Annotated in this window: 21 protein-coding genes; 9 read left to right on the forward strand and 12 right to left on the reverse strand. The window is 36.1% G+C overall.

From position 1 onward, the window contains the following. The 9 genes from ACLIBH_RS13350 to ACLIBH_RS13390 form a co-directional block, all read left to right on the forward strand. On the forward strand, window positions 1–156 hold a 156-nt coding region (locus ACLIBH_RS13350; RefSeq protein ID WP_439317229.1), incomplete at its 5' end, for a TRAP transporter large permease subunit. A gap of 27 nt (window positions 157–183) precedes the next feature. Continuing rightward, window positions 184–1,371: an iron-containing alcohol dehydrogenase gene (locus tag ACLIBH_RS13355; protein WP_439317209.1), complete on the forward strand. Its 1,188-nt coding sequence runs from the start codon at window positions 184–186 to the stop codon at window positions 1,369–1,371. A gap of 174 nt (window positions 1,372–1,545) precedes the next feature. After that, window positions 1,546–2,715, forward strand: a complete 1,170-nt coding sequence (locus tag ACLIBH_RS13360) for a YeiH family protein (RefSeq protein ID WP_439317210.1) — start codon at window positions 1,546–1,548, stop codon at window positions 2,713–2,715. A gap of 42 nt (window positions 2,716–2,757) precedes the next feature. Then, window positions 2,758–3,480: a GntR family transcriptional regulator gene (locus ACLIBH_RS13365; RefSeq protein WP_439317211.1), complete on the forward strand. Its 723-nt coding sequence runs from the start codon at window positions 2,758–2,760 to the stop codon at window positions 3,478–3,480. Window positions 3,481–3,616: 136 nt separating this feature from the next. Then, a complete protein-coding gene (locus ACLIBH_RS13370; protein ID WP_439317212.1) occupies window positions 3,617–4,996 on the forward strand; it encodes a Glu/Leu/Phe/Val family dehydrogenase in 1,380 nt (459 codons plus the stop codon). Between the two features lie 474 nt (window positions 4,997–5,470). Beyond that, entirely contained in the window at window positions 5,471–7,216 is a 1,746-nt protein-coding gene (locus ACLIBH_RS13375; protein WP_439317213.1) for a carbon starvation CstA family protein, read from the forward strand. A 67-nt stretch (window positions 7,217–7,283) separates the two neighbouring features. Next, window positions 7,284–7,541: a cory-CC-star protein gene (locus tag ACLIBH_RS13380; RefSeq protein WP_439317214.1), complete on the forward strand. Its 258-nt coding sequence runs from the start codon at window positions 7,284–7,286 to the stop codon at window positions 7,539–7,541. 26 nt (window positions 7,542–7,567) lie between these two features. Further along, window positions 7,568–8,494 (forward strand): ArsA family ATPase, encoded by a 927-nt coding sequence (locus tag ACLIBH_RS13385; RefSeq protein ID WP_439317215.1) that lies wholly within the window; start codon window positions 7,568–7,570, stop codon window positions 8,492–8,494. A gap of 58 nt (window positions 8,495–8,552) precedes the next feature. Continuing rightward, window positions 8,553–9,536 (forward strand): zinc-binding dehydrogenase, encoded by a 984-nt coding sequence (locus ACLIBH_RS13390; protein WP_439317216.1) that lies wholly within the window; start codon window positions 8,553–8,555, stop codon window positions 9,534–9,536. A 35-nt stretch (window positions 9,537–9,571) separates the two neighbouring features. Here ACLIBH_RS13390 and ACLIBH_RS13395 read toward each other — a convergent pair whose 3' ends face one another. From ACLIBH_RS13395 to nfsA, 12 genes are all read right to left on the reverse strand, one after another. Continuing rightward, window positions 9,572–9,739, reverse strand: a complete 168-nt coding sequence (locus ACLIBH_RS13395) for a hypothetical protein (RefSeq protein WP_439317217.1) — start codon at window positions 9,737–9,739, stop codon at window positions 9,572–9,574. A gap of 1 nt (window position 9,740) precedes the next feature. Continuing rightward, window positions 9,741–10,991: a Ger(x)C family spore germination protein gene (locus ACLIBH_RS13400; RefSeq protein ID WP_439317218.1), complete on the reverse strand. Its 1,251-nt coding sequence runs from the start codon at window positions 10,989–10,991 to the stop codon at window positions 9,741–9,743. After that, the gene (locus ACLIBH_RS13405; RefSeq protein WP_439317219.1) at window positions 10,978–12,072 is read right to left on the reverse strand and encodes a GerAB/ArcD/ProY family transporter; all 1,095 of its coding nucleotides are present in this window, start codon (window positions 12,070–12,072) and stop codon (window positions 10,978–10,980) included. The genes ACLIBH_RS13400 and ACLIBH_RS13405 overlap by 14 nt, the downstream gene beginning before the upstream one ends. A 6-nt stretch (window positions 12,073–12,078) precedes the next feature. Beyond that, window positions 12,079–13,599: a spore germination protein gene (locus ACLIBH_RS13410; protein WP_439317220.1), complete on the reverse strand. Its 1,521-nt coding sequence runs from the start codon at window positions 13,597–13,599 to the stop codon at window positions 12,079–12,081. 195 nt (window positions 13,600–13,794) lie between these two features. After that, window positions 13,795–14,652, reverse strand: coding sequence for a DUF421 domain-containing protein (locus ACLIBH_RS13415; protein WP_439317221.1), 858 nt, complete (start codon window positions 14,650–14,652; stop codon window positions 13,795–13,797). A 64-nt stretch (window positions 14,653–14,716) separates the two neighbouring features. Continuing rightward, window positions 14,717–14,917, reverse strand: a complete 201-nt coding sequence (locus ACLIBH_RS13420; protein ID WP_439317222.1) for a DUF1657 domain-containing protein — start codon at window positions 14,915–14,917, stop codon at window positions 14,717–14,719. Between the two features lie 14 nt (window positions 14,918–14,931). Then, window positions 14,932–15,327 (reverse strand): stage V sporulation protein AE, encoded by a 396-nt coding sequence (gene spoVAE, locus ACLIBH_RS13425; RefSeq protein ID WP_439317223.1) that lies wholly within the window; start codon window positions 15,325–15,327, stop codon window positions 14,932–14,934. Continuing rightward, the gene (spoVAD, locus tag ACLIBH_RS13430) at window positions 15,279–16,295 is read right to left on the reverse strand and encodes a stage V sporulation protein AD (protein WP_439317224.1); all 1,017 of its coding nucleotides are present in this window, start codon (window positions 16,293–16,295) and stop codon (window positions 15,279–15,281) included. The genes spoVAE and spoVAD overlap by 49 nt, the downstream gene beginning before the upstream one ends. Next, on the reverse strand, window positions 16,295–16,774 hold the full coding sequence (gene spoVAC / locus ACLIBH_RS13435; RefSeq protein ID WP_439317225.1) for a stage V sporulation protein AC: 480 nt from the start codon (window positions 16,772–16,774) through the stop codon (window positions 16,295–16,297). The genes spoVAD and spoVAC overlap by 1 nt, the downstream gene beginning before the upstream one ends. 18 nt (window positions 16,775–16,792) lie before the next feature. Then, entirely contained in the window at window positions 16,793–17,254 is a 462-nt protein-coding gene (locus ACLIBH_RS13440; protein ID WP_439317226.1) for a hypothetical protein, read from the reverse strand. A 90-nt stretch (window positions 17,255–17,344) separates the two neighbouring features. After that, complete coding sequence (locus ACLIBH_RS13445) at window positions 17,345–17,551, reverse strand: DUF1657 domain-containing protein (RefSeq protein WP_439317227.1); 207 nt, start codon at window positions 17,549–17,551, stop codon at window positions 17,345–17,347. A gap of 232 nt (window positions 17,552–17,783) precedes the next feature. Then, a complete protein-coding gene (gene nfsA / locus ACLIBH_RS13450; protein WP_439317228.1) occupies window positions 17,784–18,527 on the reverse strand; it encodes an oxygen-insensitive NADPH nitroreductase in 744 nt (247 codons plus the stop codon). Between the last annotated feature and the right edge of the window lie 460 nt (window positions 18,528–18,987).

The raw sequence follows: 18,987 nt of genomic DNA on the forward strand, positions 1-18,987 counted from the left end.
GGAGTTAACTTATTTGTAGCTGCTAGTGTTGCAAAGTTGAAGCTGGAGAAATTATTTAAACCAATTCTACCATTGTTGATTACAATGTTATTTGTATTAATTTTAGTTACGTACATACCACAAGTTAGTTTATGGTTAACTGGATTCATGAGATAAAATATTTTTTAACTTGGAGGGTTATAGATGACTTCATTATTTTTACCAAGACAAATTGAATTTGGTATAAAGAGCATAGAAAAGTTACCATGTATCGCAAGTGGTATAGGTGTAAATCATATGTTTGTTATAATTGATGCGTTTTTACTGTCTGAACAATTTGCTTATGATAAAAAAATTGAAGAGTTGGCTCTAAATGAAAATATAAATGTGACTTTTTTTTCGAATTTTAAAGGAGAACCTTCTACAGCCCATATGAAGTTGGCGATTGCTAAGTTGAATGAAGTTGAAGCTGATTCTGTTATAGCGATAGGTGGAGGCAGTGCTATTGATTTAGCGAAAGCGGTGTCTTTATTTTCTGTAAACGATAAAATCAACTGGGAACAAATACATAAACAAAAGCGCTTAAATAGATTGCCGTTAATAGCAATTCCTACTACTGCTGGAACAGGATCTGAAGTTACTAAAATAATGGTAATAACGAATAGTGAAACAAATATTAAAATGAATCCAGGTCATAAAGACCTTGTTCCAGATATTTCTATTCTTGATCCTGAGATTACGATGAGCTTACCGAAACATTTAACTGCTTATACAGGTCTAGACGCATTAACACATGCTATTGAAGCATATGTATCTAATTTAGCTTCGGATTTAACGGATAAATATGCTTTAACTGCGATTGAAATCATTGGTCGAGTTCTTCCCAAGGTATATCACGACGGTACAGATATTGAATCGAGAAAGGAAATGTTATTAGCTAGTTGTTATGCTGGCATTGCCTTTTCAAACGCTTCAACGAATCTAGCACATGCAGCAGGTAGATCTTTAGGAGCTAAATTTGAAATCCCGCATGGGTTAAGTGTAGCCTTACTATTACCTTTTGTTATGCGTTTTGGCTTAGAAGCTTCAATTGACAGCTATTCGACCATTGCTGTTTGTCTCGGTGAGGATAAACGTCAAAATACCAGTGTTTTAGCTGAAAAGGCGATAGGGACTGTAGAGAGGTATAATGATCAATTCAATATATGGGTAGATGGTTTAAACTATATTAATATCAGTAATTTTGAAAAAAACATACCTATTCTTGTTGAGGAAACGTTAGGCGGAAATGGGATTGTAACAAATCGAATTGTTCCGACTAAGAAGGATATAGAAAAACTTTATCATTCTTTGTTGAAAAAACTGGAGGAAGTTAAAATTGGTCTTAGGTAAAGTTTTAAAGGGAATTGAAGCTGGTGAGATGAATTTAAAAATAGATCCTTCGAGTTGTAGTGACGTCACTAACACATAATGTTACGATGACGTGAAAAGGATTATTGGTTGAATGCTCTATTAAGCGAAATGATGATTTTAAAAGAGCATCTTAAACTACTGGAGGAAGAAAAAATGATTAAAATTACTAAAGAGATCCTTCCAAAAATACTCTTCAAACATTCACCAGGTTTAGTATTAAGTATATTTGTAATGTTGATTGGTATCTACGGGGCAGAGCTTATCGGTTATTTATTGATAAAACAAAATATACTGTCTGCAGGAAGTAAGACACCAATATCAGGTATTTTTGTTGCAATACTTATCGGAATTATTATCCGAAATACGATCGGTGTATCATCCATATTTTCAAAAGGAATAGCATTTTCGGTAAAGTATGCACTACGAGCTGGAATTGTCCTACTTGGCTTACGGTTAAGTTTACTGGAAGCGTTAAAGCTCGGTGCACTCGGAATCCCTTTAATTATTACATGTATTTCTGCGGGACTATTTATTACCTTATATTTAACAAACAAAATGAAACAATCGAATCGACTAGGGACGCTTATTGCATGTGGCACGAGTATATGTGGAGTGACGGCGATTATGGCTACCTCTCCAGTAATTGAAGCAAAAGAGGATGAAATCTCTTATGCTGTTGCAAATATAACAATTTTTGGATTAACTGGCATGCTGTTGTACCCTTTTCTAGCTCATTTCTTTTTCGCAGGTGATCCGATTAAAGCGGGTATGTTCTTAGGTACAGCAATACATGATACCGCACAAGTGACTGGATCAGCTTTAATTTATGATCAAGTATTTGATATGAAAAAAGTAGTTGATGTAGCAACAGTAACAAAATTGACAAGAAATTTGTTTATTATTGGAATTATTCCGTTTGTATCATACTTATATTATAAAAATACGGTGGAAGAAGAGGGTACACAACTGAAAAGCGAAACAAAATTACCAAAGTGGTATACATTTATACCGTTATTCGTTATCGGCTTTCTTCTGTTTGCTCTCCTACGCACGGTGGGGGATATGACTTTGGAGCAATTAGGTAATGCTTTTGGCTTCTTGAATCGTACAACGTGGGAAAGTCTTTACACGTTAAGCAGTTCATTCGGGACTACCTATTTATTAGGGATGGCGATGGCAGGTGTTGGTTTATCAACAGATTTCAGTAAATTTAAAGGGATCGGAATAAAACCCTTTTATATAGGGTTTGTTGCTGCTTTATCTGTAGGATTAATTAGCTTTACACTAATTGCCTGCTTTGGACATTTAATCGCAGTAGGTTGAGAGCAAACAATTTATATAACAGAAGAGAAATGAGGGGGAGCTGTGCGTTTGGATAAAGAGAGTCATGTACCATTGCACATCCAGTTAAAGAATACAATCGAGAGAAGGATTATTGAAGGTAAGCTCGTTGAACAAATACCGAGTGAACGTGAATTCATGCAGCAATATAATGTAAGTAGAAGCACTGTAAGAGAAGCGATTAATCAATTGGTTCGGGAAGGCGCTTTAATAAAGAAACATGGAAAGGGAACTTTTGTATCATTGAAACCAATCCATAACTGGCTCGGTCATTTAAGTAGTACGACGGAAACGATACGCCGATTGAATATGGAACCAGGTGCTAAATTAATTGAGTTTTATAAAACAACGCCTCCAGCGTATGTTCAAGAGATTACTAACTTTACAGAGGCGTATTATTTAAAACGCCTGCGCTTAGGAGATGAATTCCCAATTGGTATTGAGCAACATTACTATCCTATATTTATTGGAGAACGTTTAGCGGATTATGATTTGAATGAAATTACGTTATATGAAGTGATTGAAAATGATTTGGGCATCCAATTTACAGAAGCAAATCAAAAAATCAGCTGTGGGAATGTGTCAGAGATGGATAGAGATTACTTACAGATAGAACCGGAGACGTGTGTGCTTAAAGCTGAGCGAGTTATTAAAGATCAGTTCGATAAAATAATTGAATATGAAGAAGCATTTTACCGGAGCGATCTGTATGCATTTGAAATTAATTTATCAAGAAAATTTGGGTAGGTTGAAATTGCTGCATTTTATTTTTCCAGTTAATCAAATTTGTATCGGTTAACCTACTAATCTGTATGTTTGAATCATGTAATATATGGGAACACTTTCCATAGATTGAATACTTTATGGTGGAGGGAAAACAAAAGTGGAAAGTAGAACCGCAGCAATTGTTCAAAGGTCATTGAATGCTCTTTTCGATGATGATTCATTTTTGTGTGACTTACATAATGGAAAAAGAGAAAAAGCATTTACTTCTTTAGTATCCATATTATCAACGCCAAATCATGTGCACAAATCGTTTTTGCGAATTGCATTAGAAGATGGCAGTGTTGTTCGTATTCCTGCATATCGCGTGCAGCATAACAATATTCTTGGCCCATATAAGGGCGGAATTCGTTTTCATGAATCTGTAAATGAAGATGAAGTAGTAAATTTATCTTCTTTAATGACCCTAAAAAACGCATTGCATGAGGTTCCTTTTGGTGGTGGAAAAGGCGGAGTTGTTATTAACCCTCGAAATTATACTGCGAAAGACTTGCATGCGATATGTGTAAAATATGTGCAATATTTTACGAAAGTAATTGGTCCCAATGAGGATATCCCTGCCCCTGACGTCGGTACGGGAGAGCGTGAAATGGACTGGATGATGGGGGAGTTCAAAAGTATCCATCCGGGTAGAGATTATCTCGGGAGTTTTACAGGGAAAAGTGTGGAAAATGGTGGTTCTTTAGGTAGGCGTACATCAACCGGTAAAGGTGTTTATTTTACATTTCGCTACTTGCTTCATGATTTTGTAAAAGAACAAAAAAGCTGGCTAGAAGATCGAAAGTCAGCGGACGCACATACTGTACTTGAAACGTACGATCAATCTCTAACATTAGCTTTTCAAGGGTTTGGAAATGTTGGATCAGCTGCTGCATTAAATGCATATCAATGCAGTCATATAAACAATAAAATAGTAGCTGTGAGTGATCGAAATGTAACCTTATATCAACAGGATGGACTGGATATTCCAGCACTCGTTAAATATACAGACAAAAATAATGGGGATTTACCCAGAAATGCTGAGGAATTGCATGCCGCTCAAGTACAGGCAGAAATTCTAGAAAGGGAAGATATTTTATATTTAAATATAGATGCATTGTTTTTAGTAGCGTTGGAAAACCAAATTCACTCGGATAATATGGAGAAAATTAAAGCTAAAATTGTTGTCGAAGGAGCGAATGCACCGATTACAAATGAAGCGGATGAGTATTTAACAAATGCAGGTACGCTTATAATCCCTGATATTTTAGCGAATGCTGGTGGTGTAATTGTTTCTTACTTTGAGTGGATCCAAGGAAAGGAAACGCAGTTCTTTACGGAAGAAGAGGTTTTTCGTCGGCTGTATGAAAAAATGAAAAAAACATTTGATAACGTATTTCCAACTTTCTTTTCCAATGCGTACACGTTAAGGAAAACGTGTTATATCCATTCCGTCTTAAAGCTCTCGACAATTTTATATCGTCAAGGAAAACTATACTAGAAGTATGTGTACGTGTGAATTGGAATAGGTAGTAATAAAGAGAAAAGAGCCAAACGAATTTTCGTTAAATGGCACGATGCACGCCTATTTGAAAAATAAAAGACACGATATATAGTAGAAATGTAAACAATCGGAAACCGAACATGCAATGTAGCATGTTCGGTTTCTTATGTTTGATAGCACATATCTCGTAGATTGCGCATTCGCGGATTTTAGAATGTTGAAAGCTCCAAACGATGAACTGTATTGCTGGAGATTAACAACGAATTAGCGTATGAAGCAAAGCAGATAACCTTATATATTTTCCGATAGTGCACATTATTCAACATTGTTAAAATTTTCTATTAAACAGGAATTGGTTTAACATACTTTTTATGGTAAAATAATCTTTATATCTTATAGTAATTATTACAAACTAGAGGATATGCTGCTCGGTTTAGCAGCTGAGCAAATAATTTATTAGGGGGAGAATAAATGAACAGTATCGTTCTCGTTATTTTGGCTATGATTGTGTTTGCGTTAGGTTATCGGTATTATTCTAAATTTATAGCAGAGAAAATTTTCAGGCTCGATCCTGATTATGTAACGCCAGCACATCGCTACAAAGATGGAGTCGACTTTGTACCGACAAATAAGTTCGTTCTTTGGGGGCATCATTATACATCTGTTGCGGGAGCAGCCCCAATACTTGGACCAGCTATTGCAGTATACTGGGGTTGGCTGCCAGCTTTACTATGGGTCGTTCTCGGTACCGTTTTTGCCGCAGGTGTTCACGATTTCGGTACGATCGTCTTGTCAGTACGAAATAAAGGACAATCTGTCGGAACACTTGCACACCGTTTAGTTGGTCAACGGGCAAAGATCTTATTTTTATTTATCATTTTAATATTAGTATTAATGGTGAACGCTGTATTTGCTTGGGTTATTGCTAATTTATTTATTACATTCCCAGCAAGTGTAATTCCGGTATTTATTCAAATTCCTCTAGCTATTTGGATTGGATATGCTGTATATAAAAGGCAAAAAAAAATGCTTGTACCTTCACTAATCGCACTAGCTGTTATGTATCTAGTAGCAGTTATTGCAAGCAGAGTAGGATTTTTGCAAATTGACTTAGTACAATACATGGGTGGAGAAGATGGTTCAGGATTATTTGGCTTAGGAGCAGTATCGAGTGCCTTTTTCATCTGGATTATTATTTTAATGGTATATGTATACATCGCTTCAACACTTCCAGTCTGGAAATTACTTCAGCCGCGGGATTTTATTAATTCTCATCAGTTAGTCGTTGGCTTAGCTATTTTATATTTGGGATTATTATTTACGAATCCAACAATAACAGCTCCAGCTACAAACCCTGGCGCAGATATTTCATGGTTCCCACTACTATTTATAACTATTGCTTGTGGCGCGATATCCGGCTTCCATGGTCTTGTTTCATCAGGTACGACATCAAAACAATTAAATAAAGAAACAGATGCACGATTTGTTGGTTACCTCGGGGCAACTGGTGAAGGAGTTTTGGCGTTAATATCAATCATTGCTGTAATTACGCTGTTTCCTTCTAAGGAAGAGTTTTTAGCAACGTATTCCAGCTTTGCAGATGCAAGCAGCAGTGGGTTAGGTAACTTTGTACAAGGTGCAAGTCAGCTTGCTACAGGGCTAGCAATTCCAGCAGATATTGCTACGACGATTGTTTCAATTATTATTGTCAGCTTTGCAGCAACAACGTTAGATTCATCTGTTCGCTTAATGCGCTATATTATTGCAGAGCTTGGGATTGAATATAAAATACCAGTATTGGAAAAAAAGCATGTCGCAACTTCTGTTGCCGTTATTTCTAGTGCTGCGCTCGTACTTTTACCAGAAGGTCCGAAAGGGTTTGGCTCCGGTGGATATTTACTTTGGCCATTATTTGGAACGGCAAACCAATTATTAGCAGGTATCAGCTTATTACTAATTGCTGTTTGGCTAAAAAGACTTGGCCGAAATTATGCCATTGCCATTGTTCCAATGCTGTTTGTTATGGTTATGACACTATGGGCTATGTTTAAACAAGTGCTATTCGAATGGTCATGGTTTGGAAGTAATGAAAATATGATGTTATTCGTAATGGGTGCCATTATATTTATCTTTGCGATCTGGATTTCTTTAACGGCTGTATCAGCGTTGACAAGACAGAATAATGAATCTATAGATGATGAATATAAACATGGTTAATAATAATGAGAGAGGGATCCGGTAAAATGGTCCCTTTTTCTTCATCAAGTATAAAGGGGAACAAAAAATGTTAGATAAAGTGAAGAAAGTAATCCAATTTTATGAAGAGGTTTTAAGTATGCCACATCGGCAAGAGATCGCTCGTGAGCTGAGAGATGAGGACGATCTCTTCCTTTTATTGTTATATTCTGAGATGATTGGTATTCCAAACCCAGTTTATTACTATACGTTGGAACTGTATCCGTATATGATTGAACAGTTTCATGATTGGCATTTACGTATGGGAATGGAAAAGTCGCCGCTTTCCGGCTTTCGCTGCTGCTAGTATGTCCAGATTGGAGGAGATGAAAGGTGCCGGAATTTACTAAAAAGATAGTATTTGTTGGAGGAAAAGGTGGAGTTGGTAAGTCTACAACTTCTGCAGCTATCGCCTATAAACTAGCGAACAAAGGCTATAGAACGTTACTAATTTCTACAGATCCTGCCCATAATATCGGCCATATTTTTGAACAAAAGGTTGGCGCCCATATAACTCCTGTTTCGGAGAACTTAAGTGCACTCGAAATTGATCCAGCGCAAGAAACAAAGGTGTATATTCAAAGTGTAAAAGATAATATTAAAGGGCTTGTACAATCAACAATGATGGAAGAAGTAAATCGACAATTGGACACGGCACAAGCTTCCCCAGGTGCTGATGAAGCTGCATTATTCGATAAACTAATAACGATTATTCTTGAAGAAAGTAACAATTTTGATCGACTTGTTTTTGATACGGCTCCGACCGGACACACGATCCGCTTATTATCACTTCCAGAGTTAATGGGGGTATGGATTCATGGACTGCTTGAAAAACGAAAAAAAACAAAGGAAAATTATGTACAGCTACTTAATGATGGAGAACCGTTAGAAGATCCAATTTATGACGTATTAAAGGATAGACAGCGTCGATTTGAAGCTGTAAGAAAAATTATGCTTGATCCAGAGCAGACGGGTTTTATTTTCGTTCTAAATCCAGAGAGACTCCCTATCCTTGAAACGAAAGCTGCGATTGAGCTATTGGAAAATTACGATTTACACGTAAAAACATTGATCGTAAATAAAGTGTTACCGGAAGCAGTTGACGGTGCCTTTTTTCAAAAGAGAAAAGAGCATGAGCAAAAGTATGTAAATCAAATTGAACAAACATTTAAGGGGAAGCAGTTAATTTACATTCCGCTCTTCTACCATGATATAATTAATGAAGAAGAATTGGAACAATTTAGTCAATATATTACTTAGAAGTAAATACGATGTGAGTATTCACTAAAACGCACATCGTACAGAAAGGATGACAGGAATGAAAGCATTCGTACTAGAAGATGGTCAACTACTCGTAAAAGAAATGGAAGACCCTGAACCAAAAGCGGGAGAAGTAGTGATTTCATTGCGTGTTGCCGGATTAAATCGACGGGATTTATATATACCGAATCGTTACGGGGTGAAAGAAGAACCGTTAATTCTCGGATCCGATGGTGCTGGTGTCGTTGAAGCGATCGGTACAGGTGTTGAAAACGTGAAACGAGGGGATGAAGTTATTATTAACCCGGCATTACGTTGGTTTGAAAATAGTGCAGCACCTCCTGAAGAATTTGACATATTAGGAATGCCTGATCATGGAACGTTAGCCGAAAAAATTGTAATACATTCGGATCAAGTTGAATTAAAGCCATCTTATCTGACTTGGGAGGAAGCAGGTGTAGTGGCTTTAGCAGCACTAACAGGGTACCGTGCAATGTTCACACAAGGGCAGCTGAAACAAGGTGAAACAGTCTTTATTCCTGGTGCAGGGAGCGGTGTTGCTACGTATTTAATTTCTTATGCGAAAAGCACGGGGGCACGAGTGATTGTTACATCTCGAAGCAAAGAAAAAAGAGAAGCAGCACTGAAACTTGGCGCAGATCGTGCGATCGATACGGCAAGTGACTGGACGAAAGAATTAGAGCAGGAAACAATAGATCTCGTTATTGAAAGTGTTGGACGAGCGACGTTCAATCGTTCTTTGGACGTCTTGAAAAAAGGCGGACGAATCGTAGTTTTCGGTGCTACAACAGAGGACACGATTGATTTTAATTTAAGAAATTTCTTTTATTCACAATATCAATTATTCGGTTCAACGATGGGGAGTAGAGATGAGCTAAGGGAGCTACTTAGCTTTATGGAAAAACATCAAATTCACCCGGTTGTCGATCGGACGTTTCCGTTGGATGAAACAAAGACAGCCTTTGAATATTTGGAGCCCAATAAGCAATTTGGGAAAATTGCAATTAAAATTAATGAATAAACAAGCCAGAGCACCTAGCTCTGGCTTTTCGATTTTTACTTTAGAACAGAAAAAAAAGGTGTTACGATAATCGCGCATGCAAGCAAAAAGATAGAGAACGCACCAATTCTATTTTTTTGTTTCCAAAGTGTGTATGCAAACCCAGCGGTATATACAAATCCAATTAAAATTAAAAGCCATATACTCGACATTAAAATATTCATATTAATCCCTCACGTCCTTCAACTTAGGCACTACACTTTGTCGACCAAAGCTTCCTAGTTTTACTTCAACCGAAACAGATATGTTCATCGTAGGGTATTTTTCCATCCAGTTAAAGTCTATATATTCTTTATTTGTTTTGAATTGCTTTCTTGCTTGTAAAGACCAGCCGAAGGGATTCCCTTTTAATTCTTCTTGTGTTTTTTTTATAAATTCCTCAAGCTTTGCCTTTAGATCTTCTTCAATCGATCGTTTAACGGTTTCTCGCTTTTCTATATCCTTTCCCCAGTAAGGGGTCATACTATGATTGGTTAAGACGTCAACCTCTAATGGAACTGTTACATCAATGGACGGCGTTTCCTTTTTTAGATTCATTTTTATTTTCGTACTTTTATTGCTTTTCATTCTTGTTGCAATCCGGTAGCGTTCATCGAATGGATCAGGAAAGGTTGTAAGAATATTTGCTACTTCCAAAGTATTATTTAACATAGTAGCAAGACGAGTTTCCTCCCCTGTTATTTTACCAATCATCTTTCCCTCTTTAAAAACCGCAGAACCAGCAGCTTGTGTATTGTTTAATATTCCTGTTAATTGTTTCTCGCCGGCAAGAAATTGATCTTCGTTCGTATATCTATTTTTTTCTTCTATTTCAGTTGTCGTGTACGGTGTCAAAAATAAATCAGCATCTGCCTCTGTAATTCGATAATAGTAGAGCAATTGACTATCTCTTGGAATCATTCCTGTTGCACCTACTCTTTCAAATATTAGATCGTAGTACCGATGTGGTTTTTGATCAAAAACGGGTTCGTTTTTTAAGAAATAATCGCTTACTTGTTCTTTTGTTACAATTAACTTCGTATCTCTCCGTATTTCCATTTCCTTTGCCGCATCATACATCCATCGTATTAAATTTTCTTCTTCAGCAAATTGTTCAGAGATGAAGATAAATCGAAGCATATCGTACGTAATTTCATTTGTAGTAATGGTGTCTGCAGTATCCTTCGCGGCAATAAAATCATTTGCAATAAAGGATACTACTTTTCGAGGGGGAACATCGCTTCCTTTTCCTTGCTGAGAGCTTAATAAAGGATTCTCAATTAAGTAACTTACTTTTATACGATTTTCCTTTGCTTTATCAAGACCAATTGCAACTACAAAAGCTTTTTCATCAATGGACTTTAAATCCCAGCATCCAGTTAAAATAGTCGCTACAAATAGCAGTAACAATAGTTTATCGATGTTATTTAAAATCATTGTTTAAATCTCCTTTAACTTTTGCAAGCATCCATAATAAAAAAGGAAGGAAAACGAGTAATGATAAATAGTTAATAAATTGTTCTCTAAATAAAAACAACGTATACGCACGTGCATCTGGGATTGATCCAATAAATATAATGAGTAATCCAATCGGGAATAACGTAAATTCAAAGTGTTTTATTTTAAATAAATGACCAAATAAAAAAGCGGTCATATATAGATAAAATGTAAAACGGACAAACGTTGCAAGCAACCAAAAAGGAAAAAAGAACATTTCTATGTTAGTTAGAAAGCCGATATTAATAAAACGCAACACTTCATGAAATGGAAAGTCCAACATCTGAACTGCCTTAGCATCAAACAAGACGAGATACGCAGAAAACCCTATTGTTAATTGAAAAATTAAAAAAGCCAATGCAAACGTAGTTCCTTTTTTAAATTGTTTTATACTTTTCATATATGGTATTAAAAAGCACAAATAGAGTAATTCGATATAGATCGATAATTTAATTGTGCTTTCTTTAACAATTTCCCAAGCGCCTGGTCCAAATATGGGATACAAAAACTCCAATTGGCCATTTCCAACAGCAAGAAAAAATACGGTTATAAACGACAATTTAATAAAGGGAACAAATATCCATGCAACCGCGCCTAATTGCTCTATCCCTTTATTTGCTGCATATACACAAACAAGTATTAATACAATATATATGACAATGGGAGGAGTTTTTGGAAAATACATCGTATTAATAAGGTCGACGTAGGTAGCGGTTTCAACAATTATTAATGCAGCTAAAGTAAGCCACAAAACGAATATAAATATTGTGCCGATTTGGTTACCAAATAAATGATTGATTACTTTAAGTAAATTTTTATGTTCATAAGCGTTAATAACCTTTATTAATATATAAAGCGGGAAAATAGAAATAACACCATTAATAAAAGGAGATAGCCATGCTGAGTTTTGCAACGTGTAAAAAAATAAAGTAGGTGTATTATCGGTCAGCTTCGTACCGATAATAATGAGGGCGATTCCAATATATTCTTTTAAACCGATCTTTCCTTGCGTTTGATCCAATGTAAACTACCTACTTTTTTTTATGTCTTTTGGTTTTAAATACCCTGGACGAAATATTTCATTAGTTAATAATGATCGGAAATACGTATCATTGGATGCTTTGTAACGTGGTGCAAGTGGGGAAAAGTATGGAACCCCAAATGATTTAATCGAAACTAAATAAAATATTCCGATCGTAAATAACGAAACAACTCCATAAATACCAAATAATGCTGCAGATAAAATAATAAAAAAACGAGTTAAGCGCATCGCAAAGTTTAATGATAAATTGCCAATAGCAAACGAGCTTAGTCCGCTTAAAGCTACTACAATAACGACAATTGGACTAACAATATTAGCTTCTACTGCAGCTTGCCCTAATATTAAAGCACCTACAATACCGATCGTTGGGCCAATTGGTGAAGGTACGCGTAAGCCTGCCTCGCGAATTAATTCAAATGCAATTTCCATTAATAAAATTTCAATAATAGGTGGAAATGGAACCAACTCTCTCGTTGTTGCAACCGCAAGCAATAGAGAGGGAGGGAGCATTTCAATGTGAAACTGTGTAATTGCCACGTAAATAGCTGAAATAAATAAGGTGATAAACATAGCAAGCATTCGTATAATTCTAGTGAAATTACCGTTTACAAACCGTAAATAGCGATCTTCTGCATCGTGAAAAAATGACCAAAAAGTTGCGGGAAGGATAAGGGAATCGGGTGAGTTATCCATTAATAAGACAATATAGCCATCCAATAAATACTCAGCGGTCACATCCGGTCGTTCTGTATTTAATAACGTTGAGAATATAGATCGTTTCCTATCCTCTATGTATTGCTCTAATATAGAGAGGTTTCGAATGGATGCAACATCTATATTATTTAATCGGCCCTTAATTTCAGAAAGCAATGCATCATTCACTAAATTTCGAACGTATAAAATTTTCACTTCGTTTCCTGATCGTTTAGAGACAACGGTTGATTCAACCGTTAAATTTTCGTTTCTAATTTTTTTTCGGATTAAGGAAATATTTGATTGGACGGTTTCATTAAAACTTTCTTTTGGTCCTTTTAATGTAATTTCATTTTCAGGCTTTTCAATTGGCCTCCCTTTAAAATCAGCAGCATTAATAATGTATGCTTCAGATGCACCATGAATAAATAAGGCTACACTTCCATTATTAATTGCTTGTACGATATTGCTAATTTGTTGCTCCGTTGTAACAGAGTAGTCGGTAATAACTTCATTTATCTTGTTTGCGTCACTCCTATGTTCGAGCAATGGACGAAGAATTGCAGTTTCAACGGTTTCTTTTTTTATGATCGTATTAATAAACAATAGGGCAGCATCTGTTTTTTTTTCACTAATTTGCAAGTGGCGAATTTTTACATCGTTATTCACTGGATAATAATATAAGTTCTCAAATGTTTGCAATGTATGGCGTAAATTAGCTGTTACCTTTTTTTCCTTAAGCGTATCAGCTGCATTTTTTTGTGTACTGGATGGTTCATTATTAAATAATAATTTAACAAGCAGTGAAAGCACTTTTAAAACCCCTTTGATCCTTCTATTTAAATCTACATTTCCCAAAAGTACTATCTTTTATGTATCGTTCCGTTTAACGTACATCGATTGTAAACGAATAGAAGACAACGTTCCTTTTAAAAATTGCTATTTACTTTATACAATAGTAATTTCCTTATAATAGTTGAACTGGATTCGTATTTTTTTACCCATAAATTACTTTACGTATGGAGTTACAATGTCAATCGCTTTCTGCAGTTTTTGACTTGCTGTATTATATACTTGTTTGGAATGAGGATTGTTTGTTTCTAAAGTAAACAGCTCTAGATCTGCTTGGCACTTTTTTAATGTTGCTAAAAGAAGCGGCTTTTCTGATGGGCTTGGAACAGAAATGTTATCATCATATAAATCGACAGTTAATTGACCATCACTGTCGGCTTGAGCTAAAAAAACATTTTCAATCGCTATATTCATTTTATCGAGTTCTGCTTCGAGCCAAGTCGGATTTAAGGATAGATTTGCTAACGGCTCGAGCTGCACTTTCCCATCCATAATTACGGTTTGGGGTTCCTTTTTTGGAGGCAACTGGATCCCTAAGTCTTTCGCTGTAAGTGATTTGTTTTCCCTTTTTGGTAAGACACTTAACGTCCCGGACGGCTCAAGCACCGCAAACTCCACATCTGCTGTGTAAAAAATGTCGTTGTCACGTAGATGCTGTAGCAAATCATCGGTTGAAAAACCTTCCTTTTTTAAATTATCCTCCATTATTTTTCCATCTTGAATAAAAACTGTACTTTTCCCTTGGGTAAAATCACGAAATGATTTGCTTTTTAATGAAATGAGTTCAACAGTATATGGGATGATGAACCAAACAAACATAGCAATTAGTCCATAAACAATATTTGCATTCGTGTCAAAGGAATGAATTGCAACGATTCCACCTAGAACGATACCTGTAATATATTCAAAAATATTTAATTGTGATATTTGCTTTTTACCAAGCCATTTCGTTAAAAAAAACAACACTACGAGCAGCGAAAAAGATCGAATTACGACATAAATCCACTCAGGCATATATTGGATTTCTCCTTTCCTATATCATTGAAGGTTCTGCTTTTATTGGAAAATACGATCACTTCTATTTGTATTGTGGTTCTTCTATAGACAGGTAAGTTACTTGTTTTCCAAGATCTTCCTGTATTTCAGTAAGTAGTTGAGTGGCCTCTTCAAATGCTTGCTTTGACTCTTTAGTTTGGGACTTACTTATTAGCTGTTGAAGTGTAGCTTTTGCACTTTTGATTGAAAAATAGCATCCTTTAACTTGAGAACCAACCGTCATAACAAATACACCTCCTATCCTTTTGGTTTAAATAAAAGAGCACCAATTACTCCGAAAACGATAGCAGACGAGATACCTGCACTCGTGACTTCAAAAATACCAGTTACAACTCCGATAATTCCATGCTCTTTTGCCTCTGCCATAGCGCCATGGACAAGAGAGTTACCAAAGCTCGTAATGGGTACCGTAGCTCCTGCGCCTGCAATGTTAATTAAAGGTTCATACAATCCGAAGCCGTCCAATATCGCACCAAGAACGACTAACGCAGTTAATGTATGTGCAGGGGTAAGTTTAAAAACGTCAAACATAATTTGTCCGATCACACAAATGAGACCACCAATTATAAATGCCCATAAAAATATCACGACGTACCACTTCCTTTTTCGATTGATACAGCATGCGCAATACATGGTATTGAATCTCCTTGCTGTATACTTAGTGGGGAATGGAGAGCGCCAGTAGCGACAATTAAAATACGTTGGAGCTCTCCAGCTTTCATTGCCTTTAAAAAGTGACCATACGTGACAATTGCTGAGCATGCTGACCCACTAGCACCGGACTGCACTGGCTGCTCATCTCGATAAATTGTTAAGCCGCAATCGACATATTGATTATTCGTAATATTGATCCCACTTTTTTTTAGAAGCTCGAATGAAACGTCTCTACCTATCTTAGCGAGGTCTCCCGTTATAATTAAATCATAATACGAAGCGTCCACATTCCGATCACGTAAATGGGCTACTATTGTGTCTGCTGCTGCAGGAGCCATTGCACCACCCATATTAAATGGGTCGGTAATGCCCATGTTAATTACTTTTCCAATTGTGGCGGAGGTGATTTTGGGACCAGTCCCATTCTTAGCAACGAGCGCACTGCCAGCTCCAGTAACCGTCCATTGAGCGGTTGGAGGTTTTTGGCCGCCATATTCGGTAGGATAACGGTATTGTCTTTCGGCAGCAGAGTTATGACTTGCACTACCGGTCAATATATAATTTGCACCGCCGCCGTTTATTAAAAAGGCAGCTAATGCTAATCCTTCCATCGATGTGGCACAAGCACTAAAAAGACCTAAATAAGGGATGGCCATTGTTTCAGCTGTGAAATTTGTCGGAGTTATTTGATTAATTAAATCGCCACCAAGAAAAAATTCGACTTGTTCCTTTTTAATCGTACTTTTTTTTATTGCAATTTGACATGCTTCCTCCATCATAAGCTGGTGTGCTTTTTCAAAAGACGGTTGTTTTAACCATGTATCATCATGGAGAATGTCAAATGCTTCAGGAATATTGCCTTTCGCTTCAAAAGGCCCACCAACCGTACCAGTAGAAATAATCACTGGCTGATTTGGAAACTCCCATGTTTGATGTCCCACGAGCATTACAATCCCCCCCATTTAATGAGGACTGTTTTAATAAGTGCAATTACAAATGCAGAAAAAACACCATAAACAATAACAGGTCCAGCCAATTTAAGCATATTACTTCCAACCCCTTGAATGAATCCTTCCGTTTTATGTTCAATTGCCGAGGAAATGACTGCATTAGCAAATCCGGTAACAGGTACAGCTGTTCCGGCTCCTGCAAATTGACCTAAGTGATCGTATATACCGAAACCAGTTAAAAACATCGTAATAAAAATTAATGTAGCAACGGTTGGATTTCCAGCGGTTTGTTCGGTAAAGTCAAAGAAATAGATATAACAAGTCGTTATTATTTGCCCGATAAAACAAATAAATCCACCAACAAAAAATGCTTTCATACAATTTTTAAGCAGCGGCCGTTTTATTTCCTTCTCTTTTTGTAATTGTTGATACGCTTGTGCTTCTGGAGTTAATTTTTTTTTCTTTTGATCAGCCATAGCTTACCCACCATATCCTTACGTATGTTCTTTTGATAATTTGATGAGATCTTTAATTTTCTTGTTTAATTCCTTGGAGGAAATTGAGCGGTTCGTTATTGCACTTTCCAATTGCTCCAGTTCAATAATGATCTTTTTGTCAGTTGACAGCTGAACATTGTAGTTCTCAAATGACTTCTTCATCTTTTCCTTTAACACGCTCTCAAACTGATTTAAAGAAATTCGTTCATGATGCTCTATTTCAAATGCTATTACTAAATCTTTTGTTGTATTTACAGCGTTTATCTTTGTAACTTCCTCATAATTTTGGAGCATTTTTTTTGCTTGATTGGAAGGCGCTTGTTCTATAATCGAATTCGCGGTTATTTCTTTAAACTCAACTTCACTTTTTTCTTGTTCAGATGTATCCAATGTTGGTTCCTTTTGGCAAGCACTTAATAATAGAACAAAGCACAAGACAAATATATTTCGTATACTCATTTATGTTCACTCATTTCTTTCCTGAATGGAACATTCCATTGCACGGATTCAATGGAATGCACCAAAATAGTAAGCTTAATCAGTAACACGTTAAAATTGCTTGTATTGAGGTTCCTCTTGTTCAATTTCTTGCAACCGAGGCTGAACACTTTGTAAAACAGCATTTGTTTGTTCTGCAGCATTTGCGTACAGTTGTTTTGCTTGTTTATTTTCCGTTTGCAAAGCAAACTGTTCAAAACTCGCTTGCACACTCTTTAATCCTGCAATAGCTTGTTTCACTTGACTTCCAACAGTCATAAAATAACCTCCTTTTTGCTTATCAATATATATTTGTGTTAAAACGGTATAAATATACTTCGCATAATTTACCTCTTTATGGAAGAATACCTACTGGAGATTGGAAGTAGAGAGAGATTACTGTTAAAAAAGCACATAAAAAAAGCCCGGAAGATCATCAATTGACGATACATTCCTGGCTTTTTTATGAATCTGAGACAAATGCAAATCCCTATTGTATAGAGTTAATTCATTAATGCGTATTCATTTTTTTGTTTTTAACAAATTGATTTACGTCCATTCGTATATTTGTACTATATTTGTTTCTTATTTGATTCGACCACGTGTCCATTCGTTTGTTTTCTGAACGTCCTTTATAATAATCGGTAATATGTTCGTCAAAAGAATGAATGAGCTCCTTCTGCTTGGCTTCGTTGGTATTGTACTTGTTTTCATGGTAAATCACATCTATTGGTAAACGTGGCTTTTTCTCTGTTTGCTTTGCAGGGTAGCCAACAGCTAAACCGAACAGAGGAATTACATAATCTGGAAGCTCTAAAATATCATTCGTTTGATTAATATCGTTTCGTAAACTACCGAGATAACAAATTCCCAAGCCTAATGATTCTGCTGCAATACTTGCGTTTTGAGCTGCTAAAGAAGCGTCTACTGTTGCTACGATAAATTGTTCTGTACTTTGTAAACCATTTATTACGGTTGTACTTTTATCTGTTAGCTGATAATTACGCTGTAAATCTGCACAGAAGATAAATAAATGGCCATTGTTTTTAACATACGGCTGTCCCGAAATTGCAAAGAGTTTTTCTTTTTTATCTTCATCTGTAACTCCGATAATGGTATACGCCATTACATAGCTCGATGTAGAAGCCTGCTGAGCAGCGCGTACAATTGTATGTATTTGTTCCGTTGTTAACTTTTCATCTGTAAATTTACGGACAGATCGGTGATTCATAATCGTCTTAATTGTTTCATTCATTGCGATTCCTCCTCATATTCAGTAATAAAATTGTTCCTTGTTAGAGTACATTTTTATCTATCATACAACACTTTTACAGCTTGATCATTTAAATAGAACTGTGTGATTGCAACACGTATTAGTCAATCCTATTTTTAAGAAGCTAAAAATCCCACCGTTTACATATATGTGCTTCCTTTTGTCTAGCATATGTAAACGATACATGTTTAGAGGCGATTTAAGAGGTACTCACAGTAAGCATCCGGCTTTAGTGGTAATTAGCGGTCCTATACATGTACATAAATTTCAGAATAAAATAGGTCACCTATTAATAACACTCCGAAAGAATTGACAAGCTTCAATACGTGAAAAAAAGTTAGGCAGCTCAACCAATTGTAGAGACCTGTCTAACTTTTATCTACTCAATAATTATTTAACGTGACAAATGCCATTTAAAACATCGGGAAAACATAATTTATTA

The sequence above is a fragment of the Virgibacillus sp. W0430 genome (assembly GCF_051846935.1).
Taxonomy (GTDB): domain Bacteria; phylum Bacillota; class Bacilli; order Bacillales; family Amphibacillaceae; genus JBPYCR01.

What these genes read in the sequence shown, in the direction of transcription:
- ACLIBH_RS13395 (WP_439317217.1), bottom strand. Translation starts at nt 9,739, where the DNA reads ATGAATATTTTAATGTCGAGTATATGGCTTTTAATTTTAATTGGATTT.
- spoVAE (WP_439317223.1), bottom strand. Translation starts at nt 15,327, where the DNA reads ATGTATTGCGCATGCTGTATCAATCGAAAAAGGAAGTGGTACGTCGTG.
- ACLIBH_RS13440 (WP_439317226.1), bottom strand. Translation starts at nt 17,254, where the DNA reads ATGAGTATACGAAATATATTTGTCTTGTGCTTTGTTCTATTATTAAGT.
- ACLIBH_RS13400 (WP_439317218.1), bottom strand. Translation starts at nt 10,991, where the DNA reads ATGATTTTAAATAACATCGATAAACTATTGTTACTGCTATTTGTAGCG.
- spoVAC (WP_439317225.1), bottom strand. Translation starts at nt 16,774, where the DNA reads ATGGCTGATCAAAAGAAAAAAAAATTAACTCCAGAAGCACAAGCGTAT.
- ACLIBH_RS13380 (WP_439317214.1), top strand. Translation starts at nt 7,284, where the DNA reads ATGTTAGATAAAGTGAAGAAAGTAATCCAATTTTATGAAGAGGTTTTA.
- spoVAD (WP_439317224.1), bottom strand. Translation starts at nt 16,295, where the DNA reads ATGCTCGTGGGACATCAAACATGGGAGTTTCCAAATCAGCCAGTGATT.
- ACLIBH_RS13445 (WP_439317227.1), bottom strand. Translation starts at nt 17,551, where the DNA reads ATGACTGTTGGAAGTCAAGTGAAACAAGCTATTGCAGGATTAAAGAGT.
- ACLIBH_RS13360 (WP_439317210.1), top strand. Translation starts at nt 1,546, where the DNA reads ATGATTAAAATTACTAAAGAGATCCTTCCAAAAATACTCTTCAAACAT.
- ACLIBH_RS13415 (WP_439317221.1), bottom strand. Translation starts at nt 14,652, where the DNA reads ATGCCTGAGTGGATTTATGTCGTAATTCGATCTTTTTCGCTGCTCGTA.
- ACLIBH_RS13375 (WP_439317213.1), top strand. Translation starts at nt 5,471, where the DNA reads ATGAACAGTATCGTTCTCGTTATTTTGGCTATGATTGTGTTTGCGTTA.
- nfsA (WP_439317228.1), bottom strand. Translation starts at nt 18,527, where the DNA reads ATGAATGAAACAATTAAGACGATTATGAATCACCGATCTGTCCGTAAA.
- ACLIBH_RS13355 (WP_439317209.1), top strand. Translation starts at nt 184, where the DNA reads ATGACTTCATTATTTTTACCAAGACAAATTGAATTTGGTATAAAGAGC.
- ACLIBH_RS13420 (WP_439317222.1), bottom strand. Translation starts at nt 14,917, where the DNA reads ATGACGGTTGGTTCTCAAGTTAAAGGATGCTATTTTTCAATCAAAAGT.
- ACLIBH_RS13390 (WP_439317216.1), top strand. Translation starts at nt 8,553, where the DNA reads ATGAAAGCATTCGTACTAGAAGATGGTCAACTACTCGTAAAAGAAATG.